Annotated in this window: 17 protein-coding genes; 8 read left to right on the forward strand and 9 right to left on the reverse strand. The window is 48.5% G+C overall.

Annotated elements, in window-relative coordinates:
• The first annotated feature begins 68 nt into the window (after window positions 1-68).
• The 4 genes from KNO99_RS07995 to KNO99_RS08010 all read left to right on the forward strand — a co-directional run bounded on the left by KNO99_RS07995 (window position 69) and on the right by KNO99_RS08010 (window position 3334).
• Window positions 69-311, forward strand: a complete 243-nt coding sequence (locus KNO99_RS07995) for a hypothetical protein (RefSeq protein WP_074033069.1) — start codon at window positions 69-71, stop codon at window positions 309-311.
• A gap of 87 nt (window positions 312-398) precedes the next feature.
• Window positions 399-659, forward strand: a complete 261-nt coding sequence (locus tag KNO99_RS08000) for a hypothetical protein (RefSeq protein WP_026826759.1) — start codon at window positions 399-401, stop codon at window positions 657-659.
• 78 nt (window positions 660-737) lie between these two features.
• Window positions 738-1439 (forward strand): lysophospholipid acyltransferase family protein, encoded by a 702-nt coding sequence (locus tag KNO99_RS08005; protein WP_214747215.1) that lies wholly within the window; start codon window positions 738-740, stop codon window positions 1437-1439.
• Window positions 1436-3334 carry an ABC-F family ATP-binding cassette domain-containing protein gene (locus tag KNO99_RS08010; protein ID WP_214747219.1) on the forward strand — a complete coding sequence of 633 codons (1899 nt, stop codon included), beginning with the start codon at window positions 1436-1438 and terminating at the stop codon, window positions 3332-3334. The genes KNO99_RS08005 and KNO99_RS08010 overlap by 4 nt, the downstream gene beginning before the upstream one ends.
• A gap of 83 nt (window positions 3335-3417) precedes the next feature.
• Here the strand turns inward: KNO99_RS08010 and KNO99_RS08015 are convergent, their stop codons facing one another.
• From KNO99_RS08015 to KNO99_RS08045, 7 genes are all read right to left on the reverse strand, one after another.
• Window positions 3418-4347, reverse strand: a complete 930-nt coding sequence (locus KNO99_RS08015; protein ID WP_214747222.1) for an NADP-dependent oxidoreductase — start codon at window positions 4345-4347, stop codon at window positions 3418-3420.
• Window positions 4348-4445: 98 nt separating this feature from the next.
• Window positions 4446-4997: a GNAT family N-acetyltransferase gene (locus KNO99_RS08020; RefSeq protein ID WP_214747225.1), complete on the reverse strand. Its 552-nt coding sequence runs from the start codon at window positions 4995-4997 to the stop codon at window positions 4446-4448.
• The gene (locus KNO99_RS08025) at window positions 4994-5629 is read right to left on the reverse strand and encodes a response regulator (RefSeq protein ID WP_015880838.1); all 636 of its coding nucleotides are present in this window, start codon (window positions 5627-5629) and stop codon (window positions 4994-4996) included. Before KNO99_RS08025 ends, KNO99_RS08020 begins: the two co-directional genes overlap by 4 nt.
• Before the next feature lie 2 nt (window positions 5630-5631).
• Window positions 5632-6654, reverse strand: a complete 1023-nt coding sequence (locus KNO99_RS08030) for a sensor histidine kinase (protein ID WP_074033063.1) — start codon at window positions 6652-6654, stop codon at window positions 5632-5634.
• Window positions 6651-7340 carry a cell wall-active antibiotics response protein LiaF gene (gene liaF, locus KNO99_RS08035; RefSeq protein ID WP_015880836.1) on the reverse strand — a complete coding sequence of 230 codons (690 nt, stop codon included), beginning with the start codon at window positions 7338-7340 and terminating at the stop codon, window positions 6651-6653. The genes KNO99_RS08030 and liaF overlap by 4 nt, the downstream gene beginning before the upstream one ends.
• 78 nt (window positions 7341-7418) lie before the next feature.
• Window positions 7419-8063: a PspA/IM30 family protein gene (locus KNO99_RS08040; protein WP_214747228.1), complete on the reverse strand. Its 645-nt coding sequence runs from the start codon at window positions 8061-8063 to the stop codon at window positions 7419-7421.
• A gap of 22 nt (window positions 8064-8085) precedes the next feature.
• On the reverse strand, window positions 8086-8475 hold the full coding sequence (locus KNO99_RS08045; protein WP_214747230.1) for a lmo0954 family membrane protein: 390 nt from the start codon (window positions 8473-8475) through the stop codon (window positions 8086-8088).
• A 245-nt stretch (window positions 8476-8720) separates the two neighbouring features.
• On the opposite strand from KNO99_RS08045, the gene rsgA reads away from it, so the two are divergent.
• Window positions 8721-9686, forward strand: a complete 966-nt coding sequence (gene rsgA, locus KNO99_RS08050; RefSeq protein ID WP_214747232.1) for a ribosome small subunit-dependent GTPase A — start codon at window positions 8721-8723, stop codon at window positions 9684-9686.
• A 38-nt stretch (window positions 9687-9724) separates the two neighbouring features.
• On the opposite strand, the gene pflA is transcribed toward rsgA, so the two are convergent.
• Entirely contained in the window at window positions 9725-10441 is a 717-nt protein-coding gene (pflA, locus tag KNO99_RS08055; protein WP_026826768.1) for a pyruvate formate-lyase-activating protein, read from the reverse strand.
• 56 nt (window positions 10442-10497) lie between these two features.
• Entirely contained in the window at window positions 10498-12744 is a 2247-nt protein-coding gene (pflB, locus tag KNO99_RS08060) for a formate C-acetyltransferase (protein ID WP_214747235.1), read from the reverse strand.
• Between the two features lie 361 nt (window positions 12745-13105).
• On the opposite strand from pflB, the gene KNO99_RS08065 reads away from it, so the two are divergent.
• The 3 genes from KNO99_RS08065 to KNO99_RS08075 are packed head-to-tail and all read left to right on the forward strand — an operon-like array spanning window position 13106 to window position 15389.
• Window positions 13106-13528 carry a hypothetical protein gene (locus KNO99_RS08065; protein ID WP_214696410.1) on the forward strand — a complete coding sequence of 141 codons (423 nt, stop codon included), beginning with the start codon at window positions 13106-13108 and terminating at the stop codon, window positions 13526-13528.
• Between the two features lie 53 nt (window positions 13529-13581).
• The gene (locus tag KNO99_RS08070; RefSeq protein WP_214747238.1) at window positions 13582-14748 is read left to right on the forward strand and encodes a DEAD/DEAH box helicase; all 1167 of its coding nucleotides are present in this window, start codon (window positions 13582-13584) and stop codon (window positions 14746-14748) included.
• A complete protein-coding gene (locus KNO99_RS08075) occupies window positions 14745-15389 on the forward strand; it encodes a hypothetical protein (RefSeq protein ID WP_214747241.1) in 645 nt (214 codons plus the stop codon). Before KNO99_RS08070 ends, KNO99_RS08075 begins: the two co-directional genes overlap by 4 nt.
• Window positions 15390-15400 lie beyond the last annotated feature (11 nt).

A 15400-nucleotide genomic window follows, 5' to 3' on the forward strand; every position in this document is an offset into this window, starting at 1 on the left:
AAAGGTCGAATACGATTAAAAGACCTTGCCTTTTTCTTTACTACCACATAAGAAAAGGAGACTCCGCTATGATTTTCTATTTTCTTACGACTATCTTATCGACTGCAGGCCTCGCTTTTTTGTTCCAGTCCGAACTCTATAAAGATCCGATTGGGACTTTTCTATTTGCTGTTTTAATTGCGATGGGACTGTCTTCCTTCAAACAACTCTTTATGCAAGCGAGCGAGTTCTTTGTGGAACGGCGGAACCAGAAACGAATCAAACGCGTCGTGGCCAGAATGCATTCGACGACACGGAAACGCTCTACATAACGCTCGTCTTCCCTCTCCACATTTGGTATTCTATGAAGGAACAGACAACGTACATTGGATTTATAATCGCAGGAGGCACACAATCGTATGAATGAAATTCCGTTATCGAATGAATGGCTACTTCGTTATTCACCCGTCATGGAGCTTTGGTTAAAGGAAGATGGAATCTTACTTGTCGATGACGACAATCGCATCCGCCTCACCCTTGAAATCGGGAACGACCAAGCCATGCAAATTAAAAGTATTGAACAAGACGGCGCTTATTTCGTCGTCGATCCTGTGAATAAACGCATTACGTTCGAGCTTGAGGAAGAGGAAGAAGAGAGCGATTCTCGCTTTTGGGAATAAGGATTCATGCCGAAGGGTCGGATTCTCGTCAAGAGAAGAAGACTCTTTCTTGTTGTCATTATGAGAGGAGAAAATAAAATGATTCGAACAGCTGTATGGTTTTTCTCATTTTTTGCGGTGTTACCGATCACCGTCCCATTTTTACAGAAGGCGAAAAAAATCGATCCACCAAAGCGTTATCGCTATGTACAAGACATCGCTTATAAATGGGCACAATTCTTGTTGAAAATTGCCGGTGCCGACATTCGGGTCCATGGACAGGATCACATTCCGGATGAACCGGTCGTCTACGTATCAAACCACCAAGGAAACTTTGACGTTCCCATCATGTTGACGGCCACGAAACGACCAAAGGCATTCATTTCAAAAATTGAGGTACAGAAATTCCCGATTATCCCGCGTTGGATGGAATTGATGGGCTGTATTTTTATCGATCGAAGCGATCGTCGTCAATCAATTAAAGCGATTCGCTCAGGCGTCGAGACAATCCAATCCGGTCAGTCAATGATCGTCTTCCCAGAAGGAACACGCTCAAAAGGCGGTCCTATGAAAGAATTTAAAGCTGGGAGTTTGACACTCGCGACGTCAAGCGGTGCGAAGATTGTTCCGGTTGCTATTCAAGGGAGCTACAAACTGTTAGAAGCTAAAAATCGAATCACTCCGGCAACGGTCGACGTCACTTTCTTACCCGCGATCGATCCGGCTGACTTACCGAATAAGGAAATCGCTGCAACGATTGAAGCAGCCATTCGTCAACAGATTGAAGGAGAGAACGCATGAGTTTATTAATGATTGAGGGCATTCATAAAGAGTTTGCCGACAAAGTCTTATTTGATGACGTGACGATGACGATTCACCCAGGAGATCGCATCGGAGTTATCGGAGTGAACGGTTCTGGAAAATCGACATTCATGAAAATCATCGCCGGCACTGAGACGGCAGACCGGGGAACGATGCAACATCCGAATGATTACCGCATCCGCTACCTGACTCAAAGCGTCCAATTTGATGAAGGGCAAACGATTCTTGACGCCTTGTTCACAAGTGATACACCGTCCGTTCAAGCACTGAAGCAATTCGAACGTGCCCGTCAAGCGCTCGAAGCAGATCCGACGAGTGAGCAGTTACTCGAACGTTTCATGAAAGCCCAACAGGCCGTCGATGCCGCAGACGCTTGGGAAACGGAAGCAAAACTGAAGTCGATTTTGAACCGGCTCGGTCTTCCTGACGTGTCCGTCGATGTGAACGCCTTATCGGGAGGGCAACAAAAGCGTGTCGCTCTCGCTGCAGCGTTACTCGACGAAGCAGACTTACTGCTCTTAGACGAGCCGACGAACGAACTTGATGCCGACACGATTGCATGGCTCGAAACGATGCTTGCCGATTATCGGGGAGCCATCCTTCTCATCACCCACGACCGTTATTTCTTAAATCGTGTCACAAACCACATCTTAGAGATTGCAGACGGGACGAGTTATTTCTATAACGGGAACTATGAGTTGTTCCTTGAGAAGCGGGCCGAACGAAAAGCACGGGCACAATCCATGGAACAGAAACGGCAAAATATTTTACGTCGTGAACTCGCTTGGTTACGTCGAGGCGCAAAAGCACGAACAACGAAACAAAAAGCACGCATTCAACGTGTCGAAGACTTGAAACATCAAGAAAGCTTGGCCGAAGAAGAGTCACTCGACGTTTCCGTCGGATCTCGCCGACTCGGTAAAAAGGTCATCGAAGTCGAGGACTTGTCTTTTGGATACGACGATTCGCTCCTCATTCAGCAGTTCAATTGGATTTTCGGACGCCGTGAACGCTACGGCATTGTCGGACCGAACGGGAGCGGGAAATCAACACTTATGAACCTGCTCGCCAAGCGTTTGGAACCGACAAACGGTGCCATCGTGCACGGGGAAACGGTCCATCTCGGCTATTACGGTCAACAAGTCGAGTTTGAAGACGAATCACGACGCGTGATCGACGAAATCGAGCGGATTGCGAAAGTGATTTATACGCCGGACGGCGAGACAATCACGGCCGGTCAAATGCTCGAACGTTTCCTCTTCTCACCGGATGCGCAATATAAACCGATTGCGAAACTGTCCGGCGGAGAAAAACGGCGCCTCGTCCTCCTGAGGATTCTCATGGACGAACCGAACGTCTTGTTCCTCGATGAGCCGACGAACGATTTGGATACGGAAACGTTATCTGTGTTAGAAGACTATTTAGAATCGTTCCCTGGCACCGTCATCGCCGTCAGCCACGATCGCTATTTCTTAGACCGTGTTGCTGGACAGTTGATCGCATTTGAAGACGGGACCATCCAGGTGTATCACGCAGAATACAGTGACTACTTGGCGATGCGCCAAGAAGAGGTTCGTCAAGTGAAGAAAGAGAAAGAACCAAAAGAGAAAAAAGAACGAGCGAAGTCGGAAGTCGTGAAATTCACCTTCAAAGAACAGAAGGAATGGGACACGATTGAAGAAGACATCGCCGCGCTTGAAGAACAGATTGAAGCACAAGAAGCGACGCTTGCGACCGCGGGCAGCGACCTCGGAAAAGTAAATGAATTGTACGCAACAATCGCCGAACTGAAAGAATCACTCGATGCCAAGATGGAACGTTGGACGTACTTGTCTGAAATCGATGAACAGATACAAGCACAGAAAAAGGGCTGACCTCCACATGAGGTAGCCTCTCAAATCAAATGAACAAAAGGTGGACTTCCGGCGCGCGTTCCGGAAATCCACCTCTTTTTTTATCACTTCACTTTAATGACGATTTTCCCTTTGGCATGCCCTTCTTCTCCATAGTCATGGGCAAGTTTCGTGTCTTCTAAATCAAAGATCCGGTCGATCACAGGTTTCAGTTCGCCTTTTTCAACAGCTTCCGCAATTTTTTTCAAGCGCTCCCCTGTCGGTTGCATGAAGACATACTCCGCGCGGGCATTTGCCTGTTCGGCTTCTTCTTCATTCGGTGGTGTGGAGATGGAGACGAGCATCCCATTTTCTTTCAGCATTCGATACAGTTTGCTCTGTCCGTCTCCTCCCATCGTATCGAATACGAAGTCAAGATCGCGGACGGTTTCTGATGGATCTTGTCGTTTATAGTCGATGACCTCGTCGGCCCCAAGCTCGCTGACCCAGTCCACGTTCGGCGTACTGGTTGACGTGACGACATACAATCCGTGTGCTTTCGCAAGCTGGATGGCAACCGTTCCGACACCACCTGAACCAGCACCGATGAAGATTCGGTCACCCGGTTTCGCATCCATCACTTCGAACATGACTTGCCATGCCGTATGCGCGACGAGCGGAAGTGACGCGGCCTCCTCGAAGCTCAATGAATTGGGTTTCTTGACGACGAGATGGGCATCGACCGCCACGTATTCGGCATATGTGCCTTGCCTCGCAATATCCGGACGGCTGAATACTTCATCGCCGACCTCAAGCTCGGTCACATTCGCCCCGACTTCTTTGATGACTCCCGATACATCCCATCCGATGACGAGCGGCATTTCGAAATGAAGCATTTCTTTTAAGTATCCTTCACGCAACTTCCAATCCACCGGGTTGACACTTGCGGCATGAACCTCAATCAATACGTCATCTGCACCGATTGTCGGTTGCTCAAGCTCCCCTACTTTGAATTCGTCTGATCCGCCATACTGTTCGATATATGCTGCTTTCATCCTATCGTCCTCCTTTGAGCGAATAACTCACCTTTACTCGGTTCCCATTTGAGTCACATCACAAACGAAAAAGCACACCACGCGTAATGCGGGTGTGCTCAAATCGACGGATGAGTCAGTTCGGTTGTCATATAGCTATAGACATAGACGTCATGGGCTTGTCCCCGCTGACGCATGTAATTATGTAGTCGACCTTCTTGTACGAACCCATTCTTCTCAAGCATGCGTTGCGACGCGAGATTGTCGATATAGACAATGGCACCGACACGTTCAATCTCACATGTCTCAGCAAACTGTAGGACCGCATGGAGGGCTTCGGTCGCATAACCCGAACGCCAATATTCTGGTCTGAGTTCATAACCGATTTCGGCGCGTCGGTGTGATGGCGCCCGATTGTGAAACCCAATTGTCCCAATTAACGCGTTTGATTCACGATGCTCAATCGCAAAACGGATGATGGCTCCCGTTTCAATTTGAGCGAGCATGTGGGTAAGCATCTGCTCCGTCTCTTCAAGTGTTTGATGCGGCTCCATCCCATAATGCTGGAGCACGCGTTCATTTGAAAAAATGGCGAATACGTGGGGAATATCCTCCATTTGAAGGGGGCGCAGTCGAAGACGTTCCGTTTCAATTACCGGGAGCCGATTCATCCTTTACTCACCAGATTATGTTGAAACGCATACACGACCGCTTGTGTTCGGTCATAGACGTCAAGTTTCGTCAAGATGTTCGAGACGTGCGTCTTTACCGTTTTCAGTGAAATGAACAATTCGTCCGCAATGACTTGATTCGATTTCCCTTCTGCCATGAGTTGCAAAATTTCTCGTTCACGTGCAGTCAAGCTCTCATGGAGGGTCATCTCCGGGTGACGTAGACGTTCGAGCATCTTTCCTGTCACTTGGGCAGCCATGACGGGATTGCCGGCAGCCGTCTGACGAATCGCGTCGGCAATTTCATTGGCGTTTGCCGTCTTGAGGACATAGCTCATCGCGCCGGCTTCAATGACCGGGTATACTTTCTCGTCATCCAAGAAACTCGTCACGACTAGAATCTTAGCCTCTTTCCAGCTCGCTTTGATTCGTTTCGTCGATTCAACCCCGTCCACCGGTTCCATGACTAAGTCCATGAGGACGACGTCCGGTTTTTCCGCAATCGCAAGCTCCGCTCCCGTCGCGCCGTCCGATGCCTCACCGACGACTTCAATGTCCGGTTGTGTCGATAAAAAGGCAGACACGCCCGCTCGGACCATTTCATGATCATCAATTAATACAACTCGAATCATCATTACCCCTCCACTTGTTGTTTCACACGTACTTCGATTTGTGTTCCGACATTCGGCACACTGACCAATCGTAACGTCCCACCGACTTCCGCCGTGCGCTCTCTTATCGATTGTAATCCATATGAGGCGACTTGTGTATCGTCCACGTTAAATCCGATTCCGTCATCGTTGATCTTTAAGATAACCGTCTGTTGCACGGTTCGCATCTCAATTTCTAGGCGAGTCGCCTTCGCATGTCGCAACGTGTTACTGATTGCCTCTTGGACGATGCGGAACAGTTCATTTTCGGTGTGCCGTGATAGCTTCACTTCTTCTAGACGCCAGACGAGTTCAGTCGACTGTTTACGCGACAGTTCTTCTAATAGGCGTTCGATTCCGGTTTTTAACGTCATGCCCTCTAATTCCACCGGTCGTAGTTGTAGGAGTAACGACCGCATCTCTGCCTGTGCCGTTTGAGCCATGAGCTCCACTTGCTCCATTTGTTTACTCGCTAATTCCGGTTTCGTCTGCATCGTCTGTTTGACCGCTGTCGTCATCATCGAAATGGCATAGAGCTGTTGACTCACCGAATCATGAAGTTCTCGTGCGACGCGACGTCTTTCTTCGACGACCGCTTCACTACGCGCCTCTTCCACACTGACTGGACGCTCACCGACTCGCTTCGCCATCTCGATCATCTCTTGACGTTGTTTTGAGACGCGGACGATTCGTTCGAGCGTGTCTCGGTAAGGCGACAACGGTCGGAACGTGATTTCTTTTTGGTTCTCCAGTTTCCAAAGGGCATTGGCGACTTCTCGAAAGTCTCGACGTAAGTAAAAGTATGATGCGACTCCAAAGATACTGCCAATCAAAACGGCAATCACCAAAATGGACACACCGAAAGGCAACCCTTCTTCACGCGAAAATAAGTCGCTCAATGAAGTCGAGTCACCTATGAGAAACGCTACTGTAATCAAGAAAGCCGTCAAGAGGCTACTGAACAATTGATGCCAGACGACCGTTCGTGGATAAGAATCCTTTTTCATACCGTCATCACCTCAACACTTCCGCTCATGAGCACGATATGAATCCGAACTTTCCGCGTAGCCTGGACATAATCATCAGACGCCGTATAGAAGCGACGGTTAAAAACCGGTGAATAGTTCGAATCATCGACTTGGACTTTCCCAAATCCAATCGACGCATCAATCGAATAATCATAACCCGCTGGAATGAGGATGCGGATGTCTCCCGCAAGGCCGTTCAGGAGCAAGAACGTCTCCCCTTCAGGAATGATGGCTTGTGAGAGATCCATCTCAACATCACGTAGCAAAAAGAACTCATTCGTATCGCGTAACACATAGTGTCCCGATTCCTTCATACCGAACGAGAAGGCTTGTTCCTGACGAAGCGGTGTCCGAATTTTTGATTCGACCGGTCGATTCTTATAGAGTCGGTACCCGAATAGCAATAACAGACCCGAGAGCACAAACCCAAACGCGGCTGATGAGAAGATCAAGCCAATCAAGAGAATGCCTCCGATGGCGTAAAAGATATAGCTGGCCGACTGCTTGCCTCGACGACTGAAGCGTCGTCCAATATAAAGAAGAAGCAATGGGAGGATCATGCTGAATAAGACGCTATTCCCACCCGTCACAATGTCGATAAAGAGTCCAACTGAAAATAAAATAATCATGAATCCAATGATTTGACGTGTGTTCCAACGTTCCATGTCCATTCCCCCTTTCTGTTCATATGTATGAAGCAAAGAAAGCGATGACCTGATTCAGGTCACCGCCGAACCGTCACCTCACTCTTGTTTAAAGCGACGTTCCAGTTCTTTTAGTTTTGCTTCAAAATCGTCTTCATCTTCTTGCGTATCTTTCTTCTCTTCAGCAGGTTGTTCTTTCTTCTCTTCCTCAGTAAACGGATGAGACTGCGACGTGTTTTGACCGAAGATTTGGTCGAGTGCCCCTTTTAGAAGATCTAAGTTTTCACGCATCGCAAACTCATATCGTTTGTTTTGCATTTCATCGAGCTTGAGTTTCATCTCGAGTGCACGACGCTCCAGCGCATCCAATTCACGCTCTCCTTCATCGATCAACCCTTCGAAGTAACGATACTGTTCTCCGTAGTGTTTTGACTCAAGAGCTGCACGTTCTGCCAACTTCTCTTCACCAGCCTGCTTCGCCAGTTCTGTCTGTTCATATCGTTTATCTGCCATCTTTTTGGCATCATCACGCTTTTCAGCAAGTTCTGCAAGCAGTGTGCGTTGACGTTCGACGAGACGCTCAACCGATAGCGCTTCCTTCTCCGCTCCACGGATATGACGGTTCAATTCCGCTTCTCCACTCGAACGTGGCATCTCTTTATCTTGATACTTCTTCACTTCTTTCGAAATCTCTTTCGTCAATTCATTCGCTAGTTCACGAAACTGATCAAACGGTGTCTTCATGGTGAATCCTCCTTATGAAATCTTAACGACGATTAACAAATTTTTGCCACACTTGATCGAACTGTTGGAAGCTGCTACGGCTAGCACGCGTTCCGTCGGCATTTAAAATTTCGACTTCCGGGTCACGTTTCTCACCTTTATACATCATATACCCTTTAAACAACAACCACGCGACAATGATTCCGACGAGTGCCCAGATGTTTGAGAGCATCGTCCCAATCCCGATGACGGCAAGGATTCCGAAACCAACTTTAGCACCGATGTGTGTCACAGCCTGAAAACGGACTCCAGCCCAAAGCGTCAAGAGCGCTCCTAATCCGAATAAAATCATATTCGGTAAAGCACCGATCAACACAAGCACTAGAGCGATCGCGGCTACGATGAACAACACCTTTTTCACTTGGTGATTCATCTGTCATCCCTCCTTGTTAAGTACACTCTTATCATAATACGTTATTTTGTATAGGTCGACGAGCGGAAGGCTTGTTTCGCCTCGGTCTTTAGACTGAGATGTTACCGTTTCCAATAACTGTGGTACACTGATGCTATCGAACAATGAAAGGATGATGTTTTATGAGCAACATGATGCATGCACGTCACCAAATGTCAGCGAATCGGAGGGCTGTCGTCCTCCATGATTAAAAGGAGGATTCTAATTTGTTTCAACAAACTGAAACGGGACGTGTCACGGCACAGTTCCAACATCTTTATACGGTATCAATCGGAGAAAACGCCTATATGTGCGGGGTTTCCGGAAAATTTCGACATGAGGCGACGAGCGAACGGGATTACCCGGTCATCGGCGATTATGTTACGATTCAAGTTCGCGAGCATGGTCAAGGTACGATTCACCATCTCCTTGAGCGTCGGACCGTTCTTTCACGAGCGGCCGCCGGCAACGAGACACGTGAACAACTGATCTGCGCGAACGTCGACTACGTCTTGATTACGATGGCATGTGGACACGACTTCAACATCCGTCGTCTAGAACGCTATACGCTAGCTGCGTGGGACACAGGTGCAATCCCGATCATCGTCCTGACGAAGACCGACCAAGTCGAATCGGTCGACACACTGCTCGAAGACATTGAGCGAAACGCACCTGGAATTCAAGTATTTCCTGTCAGTGCTGTGACGGGAAAAGGTGTGGCTGAACTTCGTCACGCGTTACCGAGCGAAAGCACAATCGCCTTCGTCGGTTCGTCTGGCGTCGGAAAATCTACGCTGACAAACGCCCTAGCCCACGAGACACTTGCCGTCACGCAAGCCGTCCGGGCGCAGGACGAGCGCGGGAAACATACGACGACACACCGCGAACTGTTCCGAATCGATGACTTATACGTCATCGACACACCAGGGATGCGAGAATTCGGACTATGGGAAGGAAGCGAGCATCTCGATGAGACGTTCCGTGATATCGAAGCGCTTGCCGAGACATGCCGCTTCCGCGACTGCTCACATCAGAAAGAACCGGGTTGCGCCGTCCAAGAGGCGCTAACGAACGGTACGTTAGATGCGAAACGCTATGCCAGCTACGTCAAACTCGGGCGTGAGCTTCTCTACATGGAGAAGAAGCAAGCAGAGCACGCCCGCGTCTTAGAAAAGAAGAAAAAGCGAGTATAACGTCAAACAAGCGCAGACCACATCGGTCTGCGCTTGTTTTATACAGTTCCCTGTAAGATTCCTTCCGCCCATTCGACTTCATCAGACGTCGGAGGTTTTGTTCCTTTGAGCGGATAATCGAGTCCGAGCGCCTCCCATTTATAGACGCCCATCTCATGATAAGGCAGAATCTCGACTTTCTCGACATGGTCTAGTTTTTGAATGAACGCTGCGGTGCGACGAAGCGCCCCTTCTTCAAGCGTCCACCCAGGTACGAGGACGTGGCGAATCCACATTTTCGTTCCGCGCTCGGAAAGGTGTTCAGCAAGCGCGAGCGTGTTAGCATTGCTACGTCCCGTCAATTTTTTACACATGTCGTCGTCGATATGCTTGATATCGAGTAAGACGAGATCGGTGTGATCTAAAATCGCATCCAAGTTAGGAGGACGGAGCGCACCGGACGTATCGAGTGTCGTATGGAGCCCATGCTTTTTTGCTTCACGCAGCAGTGCCTCTAAAAATTCAGGTTGCGCGAGTGGGTCACCACCCGAGATGGTGATGCCGCCGTTCGATGCTTCCATGAACGGACGGTAACTGAGCGCCTCTTGAATGACGTCTTCAGCCGAGCGGTGATTATTCTTTTTGAAATCCCACGTATCCGCATTATGGCAGTATAAACAACGCAAGGCACAACCTTGTAAAAAGACGATGAAGCGAATCCCTGGGCCGTCAACTGTTCCGAATGATTCGACCGAATGTACATATCCCATTGTCATCGAAATGACCTCCTAACGAATGAGCGGCCCTCCGTGGAAGGCCGCTAAGCCTTTACTTACAACGAACCGTGGAACGTACGGTTGATGACATCAATCTGTTGCTCACGTGTCAACTTGATGAAGTTGACCGCATATCCAGATACGCGGATTGTGAGTTGTGGATACTCTTCCGGATGTTCCATTGCGTCGAGAAGCGTCTCGCGGTTGAAGACGTTGACGTTCAAATGATGTCCTTTGTGCTCTCCACTCATATACCCATCGAGAAGTGCCGCCAAGTTGAGTTCACGTGCGATTTCTTCTTTTCCGAGTGCTTTCGGTACGATTGAGAACGTATACGAGATCCCGTCTTGTGCGTGTTCAAACGGAAGTTTCGCAACAGATGAGAGCGATGCAGCCGCACCTTTTGTATCCCGTCCATGCATCGGGTTGGCACCTGGAGCGAATGGTTCACCAGCACGGCGACCGTCTGGCGTATTCCCTGTTTTCTTACCGTACACCACGTTTGATGTGATGGTGAGGACCGATTGCGTATGAAGTGCGTCACGGTATGTTTTATGTTTCCGTACTTTTTCCATGAACGATTCGACGAGTTCTGCGGCAATCGTGTCGACACGGTCGTCATTGTTACCGAATTTCGGGAAGTCGCCTTCCGTTTCGAAATCGACGATGATTCCTTCTTCGTTACGAACCGGTTTGACGCTTGCATATTTGATTGCTGAAAGACTATCTGCCGTTACGGAGAGACCCGCGATCCCACAAGCCATCGTCCGTAAGATTTCTGGATCGTGAAGCGCCATTTCGATACGTTCATACGCATATTTGTCATGCATGAAGTGAATGACGTTGAGCGTATTGACGTATAGCTCTGCCAACCAATCGAGTGTACGGTCAAAGTCGGCATATACTTTTTCGTACGTGAGCACATCTTCTGTATTCATTTCCCAAGCTGGAGCAATTTGAGCGCCGCTCTTCTCATCACGTCCGCCGTTCATGCTATAAAGAAGGGCTTTCGCCATGTTGGCACGCGCACCGAAGAATTGCATTTGTTTCCCGATCTTCATCGGTGACACACAACATGCGATGCCGTAGTCATCACCGAATTGTGGCATCATCAAATCATCATTCTCATATTGAATCGCTGACGTTTCAATCGACATTTTCGCACAGTATTGTTTGAATCCTTCTGGAAGTTTCGTTGACCAAAGGACCGTCAAGTTTGGTTCTGGAGCAGGACCGAGGTTTGTGAGTGAATGTAAGAATCGGAACGAGCTCTTCGTAACGTTCGAGCGACCATCTTCACTCATCCCACCGATTGATTCTGTCACCCAAGTCGGGTCACCTGAGAACAATTCATTGTAGTCTGGTGTCCGTAAGAATTTGACGATTCGAAGCTTCATGATGAAGTGATCGACGATTTCCTGAACGTCCGATTCTGTTAAACGACCAGCTTCAAGGTCACGTTCAGCGTACACATCGAGGAATGTCGAGACGCGTCCGAGTGACATCGCGGCACCGTTTTGTTCTTTAATCGCAGCAAGGTATGCCAAGTACACCCATTGATACGCTTCTTGCGTGTTTTCAGCAGGGCGACCGAGGTCAAATCCATAAGCTGCCCCAAGTTGCTTGAGTTCTTGAAGCGCACGAAGTTGTTCCGATAGTTCTTCCCGGTCACGGATGTCTGATTCAGATAAGAATCCACCCCGTTTCGCCAAGTCTTTTTTGCGTTCTGCCATCAAGAAATCAATTCCGTAGAGCGCGACGCGGCGATAGTCACCGATGATGCGTCCACGACCGTACGCATCCGGAAGACCTGTGATGATTCCTGATTTACGAGCCGCCCGCATTTCAGGCGTGTAGGCATCGAAGACACCTTGGTTATGTGTTTTACGGATCTCTGAATAAATTTTTGTGATTTCTTCATCTGGTTCGAAACCATATGATTCGAGTGCGGCATCCACCATGCGAATCCCGCCATTTGGGTGAATCGAACGTTTGAACGGCTCATCCGTCTGAACGCCAACGACTTTCTCTAACTCTTTGTTTAAGTAACCTGGTCCATGCGACACGATTGTCGATGGTGTATGTTGATCAACGTCCCAAACGCCTCCGCGTTCACGCTCTTCTTTTGTCAGTTCCATCACACGATTCCAAAGAACGTTTGTCGCTTCTGTCGGACCTGCTAAAAACGTATCGTTCCCTGTGTATTCATGACGGTTCAAACGGATAAACTCACTGACATTGACTTCATTCGTCCACTGACCAGGGATAAAACCTGACCATGCGGATTTGATTTCGGTTGCCATGTTGATTCACTCCTCATTCTCGAAAGTAACTGCGTGTTATCTATACTGTGAGTGTACGTGAAAACGTGAACAATATGTTTTACAGTCTTGTGAAACTTGTAACAATCTTATGAACGTGATGAAATAGCCGTTTTTGAAAGCGTTTTACAAACTGTTATATTCGATTAATTATATAGTTTGAAACAGCTGAACCCCATTTAATTAGGGTTGAACTATGATCTGTACTAATTTGATGGTTCTGTGACGAACTATACAGTTTTCGGGGTGATAAATCTCACATCACTCGGTTAGAACTTGAATTTTTGTGTCGTATCAGACACAATGAAGGCAGAACATTGTATAAGAGGAAGGGGTTCTACTCATGACGTACGAACCATTAACACCAAGCCACGCCTTTCAAGTCGGCGATCGCATCTCACTAAAGGTCGACGAAGCTGGTGAAAAGCGTGATGGATTTATCACAGAATTTGAAGATGGAGGGTTTTGGATTCGCTTTGACGATGACATCGAGAACGAAGATTTTATCGATTATCGCGACCAATTACTCGCCGGACTTTTGTCGCGTCCAATCCATGTCATCACGACACATCCGGAACTGAAACCGTTCGAGAAAATGACGTCCGAGTTACAGTATCGCGTTTATCAAGGATTCACGATTGAGAAAGTTGAATTGACAGCAGAAGGCGCGGATGCTCACATCCAACTCATCGAAGACGGTCAAACGTATACACAGACGTTACGTTCTTCAATGGAAGATGGTCAGGAGCATGTTCGCTATATTTGACGAGGGAGCGCTTTCGCTTCCTTTGTTTTTGCCTAAAGATAAGGAGACCTATTATGAATTTTACAAAACCTTTTATTAACGAGACGTGGGAACGGATGGGCTTTAACGAGCCAATGCCGGTCCAAAAAGAGGCGTTTCCCCTACTATTAGATGGAAAAGACGTGACAATCGAGGCACCGACCGGAACGGGTAAAACGCTCGCTTACCTGCTCCCAGCGATTGAAAAGATTGATCCATCGAACGACCGAATCCAAGTTGTCATTGTCGCTCCAACTCGTGAACTTGTCATGCAGATCCAACAGGTCGCACAACGTTTCACCGAAAAAGGCGATGTTCGCATCGGCTCGTTCATTGGCGGTGTCGAATTGAAACGTCAAATCGATCGAATCAAGAAAAAGCCGCATTTAATCGTCGGGACACCGGGACGTCTCGTCGAATTGATTGACAAGAAAAAGCTGAAGCTCCATGAGACGCATACCGTCATTCTCGATGAAGCCGACCAAATCATCGATAGCGGATTGACAGAAGCGGCAGAACGCATCATCAAGCATACTGCGCATGAGCGTCAACTTGCACTCGTCTCGGCAACACTCACCGATTCACTCAAAGAATGGTCGGCACCGTTCATGAACGAGCCGGCACATATCAAAATCGAACGTGCTGTCAGCGATCAAGTGACATACGGTTACTTGTTGACGACGCGTCGCTACAAACCAGAACTGTTACGCCGTCTTTCACACGTCGATGGCGTGAAAGCACTTGCGTTCATCAATAACCGCTCGTTCTTGCCACCACTTCGTGGGGAGCTTGAAAAGTTGAAAGTGAACTACCGCATGCTCGACAGCTTGAAAGGAAAGCGCGAACGCGTCGAGACACTCCGTGAATTCCGTAAAGGCGAATACCCGCTCCTCATCACGACGGGTCTCGCAGCGCGTGGTCTCGATATCGAAGATGTGACGCACGTCGTCCATTTCGATTTACCAGAATCCATCGATGACTTTATCCACCGTTCAGGCCGTACGGCTCGTGGTAACGCAGGCGGGACCGTCCTTTCTCTCGTGACGACGGACGATTTACCACACTTGAAATCATTCGCGCGTCAACTCGGTGTCGAATTGAAAGAACTCGAGATTTATCGTGGTGATGTAATCGAGAAACGAATTGAGGAGAAGCCTCCTGTCGTCAAACGCCCTGCGAACAAGCGAGGACCGCGCCGATGAAAAAAGACCGGAAAGTAATTCCCTTCCCTTTGCTCGTCGAAGAGTCCGAATTGCTTGCCGAACTGAAAAAGTTATATGAGCAAGCCGCTCTTGCGCGAAGCACACAATGGACGAACTATATTCAAGAAATCGCATCGGAAGGGACATGGCATTTGAAAGATGCCGAGCTCTTCCGTGACCTCTTCATTGATTGGGCCGTCTTCTTTGAAACGGACGAAGACGGCATGACGCCTCATGGTCGCTACTTGGCTGACCATAAGGGCGACATGTCACCTGCTCTTTATCACGCACTCCGTGGACTAGCCGTCCCGCGCTGCAGCATCTTTGAAGTGACGGAAAACGGTCAGTTAAAAGACTGGGAGTCAAAAGAGACGTACGCTGTTCAGTTACCGGAAGAACGCGAGACCGGCGATCTCGTCCTCGGAAAGTTACTCGACATCCGAGGCAGCTGGCGCTTCGGTTCGGCGTTCCTCGCCTTACCTGCGAAAATGTCTGGAAACGTGGCCGACCTATATATCGACTTTACGGATGAAGTCGGTCCCGGTGCCTTTTTGGAGCAGTTTCCGGAGTTCTGTGCGGAATTGATTGACTTGTTGCTTGATTTAGAAGAAGGCGTCATTATTCCGAAACCATCCACGTAAAAAGAGGCAGC

Origin of the sequence: Exiguobacterium sp. s189 (assembly GCF_018617615.1) — a bacterium.
In the GTDB taxonomy this organism is placed as follows: Bacteria; Bacillota; Bacilli; order Exiguobacteriales; family Exiguobacteriaceae; genus Exiguobacterium; species Exiguobacterium aestuarii_A.

Coding starts and splice junctions, on each gene's coding strand:
- KNO99_RS08045 (WP_214747230.1), bottom strand. CDS start 8,475: ATGAATCACCAAGTGAAAAAGGTGTTGTTCATCGTAGCCGCGATCGCT.
- KNO99_RS08010 (WP_214747219.1), top strand. CDS start 1,436: ATGAGTTTATTAATGATTGAGGGCATTCATAAAGAGTTTGCCGACAAA.
- KNO99_RS08040 (WP_214747228.1), bottom strand. CDS start 8,063: ATGAAGACACCGTTTGATCAGTTTCGTGAACTAGCGAATGAATTGACG.
- KNO99_RS08030 (WP_074033063.1), bottom strand. CDS start 6,654: ATGAAAAAGGATTCTTATCCACGAACGGTCGTCTGGCATCAATTGTTC.
- KNO99_RS08075 (WP_214747241.1), top strand. CDS start 14,745: ATGAAAAAAGACCGGAAAGTAATTCCCTTCCCTTTGCTCGTCGAAGAG.
- pflB (WP_214747235.1), bottom strand. CDS start 12,744: ATGGCAACCGAAATCAAATCCGCATGGTCAGGTTTTATCCCTGGTCAG.
- KNO99_RS08000 (WP_026826759.1), top strand. CDS start 399: ATGAATGAAATTCCGTTATCGAATGAATGGCTACTTCGTTATTCACCC.
- KNO99_RS08070 (WP_214747238.1), top strand. CDS start 13,582: ATGAATTTTACAAAACCTTTTATTAACGAGACGTGGGAACGGATGGGC.
- KNO99_RS08025 (WP_015880838.1), bottom strand. CDS start 5,629: ATGATTCGAGTTGTATTAATTGATGATCATGAAATGGTCCGAGCGGGC.
- KNO99_RS07995 (WP_074033069.1), top strand. CDS start 69: ATGATTTTCTATTTTCTTACGACTATCTTATCGACTGCAGGCCTCGCT.
- KNO99_RS08065 (WP_214696410.1), top strand. CDS start 13,106: ATGACGTACGAACCATTAACACCAAGCCACGCCTTTCAAGTCGGCGAT.
- KNO99_RS08020 (WP_214747225.1), bottom strand. CDS start 4,997: ATGAATCGGCTCCCGGTAATTGAAACGGAACGTCTTCGACTGCGCCCC.
- pflA (WP_026826768.1), bottom strand. CDS start 10,441: ATGACAATGGGATATGTACATTCGGTCGAATCATTCGGAACAGTTGAC.
- liaF (WP_015880836.1), bottom strand. CDS start 7,340: ATGGAACGTTGGAACACACGTCAAATCATTGGATTCATGATTATTTTA.
- KNO99_RS08015 (WP_214747222.1), bottom strand. CDS start 4,347: ATGAAAGCAGCATATATCGAACAGTATGGCGGATCAGACGAATTCAAA.
- KNO99_RS08005 (WP_214747215.1), top strand. CDS start 738: ATGATTCGAACAGCTGTATGGTTTTTCTCATTTTTTGCGGTGTTACCG.